The 791-nt window shown below is 68.3% G+C and carries 2 protein-coding genes; both read left to right on the top strand.

Annotation, left to right across the window (positions count from 1 at the left end; genetic code table 11):
* The first annotated feature begins 48 nt into the window (after nt 1–48).
* The gene (locus O3Q52_RS53730; RefSeq protein ID WP_269655633.1) at nt 49–348 is read left to right on the top strand and encodes a transposase; all 300 of its coding nucleotides are present in this window, start codon (nt 49–51) and stop codon (nt 346–348) included.
* Nucleotides 345–791, top strand: a 447-nt coding sequence (locus O3Q52_RS53725; RefSeq protein WP_269655632.1) for an IS3 family transposase, incomplete at its 3' end; no start/stop codon positions are given. The genes O3Q52_RS53730 and O3Q52_RS53725, both read left to right, overlap by 4 nt.

Here is a 791-nt window from a genome sequence, read left to right as displayed (position 1 = left end):
TGGACACCTGGAGACTGGGACGTGAGGTTCCAGAGGAAGTAGCACCAGGTGGGAAGCAATTACACGAAGCGGGACACCGCGGAGTTCAAGAGGGACGCCGTCGCGCTCGTCGACTCCACGGGCCGGACGGTCACTGCGGTGGCCCGGGAGCGCGGGGTCAGTCCGGAGTCCTTGCGTGGCTGGTACCGCCAGGCCAGGGCGGACCGTGGCGAGGGCGGGTCGGGCGAGCTCGCCACGGCGGAACGCGAGGAGCTCAAGCGGCTGCGCAGGCAGAACGCCGAGCAGGCGAAAACGATCGAGGTACTGCGAAAAGCCGCGGTCTTCTTCGCGAAGGAGAGCGATCGGTGAACGAGAGGTACGCGTTCATCGAGGCGGAGAAGACCACCCACGGTGTTGCTTTCCTGTGCCGGCTGCTGAAGGTGGCCCGTTCCTCCTTCTACGTCTGGCTCGCGTCGGCGAAGATCCGGGCTGACCGGCAGGCCGCCGACGACGCTCTGGCCCACGAGATCACCGTCATCCACCTCGCCTCCCGCCAGACCTATGGCGTCCCGCGCATCCACGCCGGACTGCGGCGCCTGGGCCGGTGCGTGAACCGTAAGCGCATCGCCCGTCTGATGCGGGAAAGGGGCATCCAGGGCGTCCATCGCCGCAGGCGGCACTCGCTGACGCAGCCGGACAAGAAGGCCAGACCGGCCCCGGACCTGATCGGCCGCGACTTTCATGCCGACCGCCCCGGCATCAAGCTGGTCGGCGACATCACCTGCCTGCCCACCGCCGAGGGCTGGCTCTAC

It is taken from the genome of Streptomyces sp. ActVer, assembly GCF_027270795.1.
Classification (GTDB): Bacteria; Actinomycetota; Actinomycetes; order Streptomycetales; family Streptomycetaceae; genus Streptomyces; species Streptomyces umbrinus_A.
Note: the sequence above shows the minus strand (reverse complement) of the source record. Positions and strands in the feature narration are given on the sequence as shown.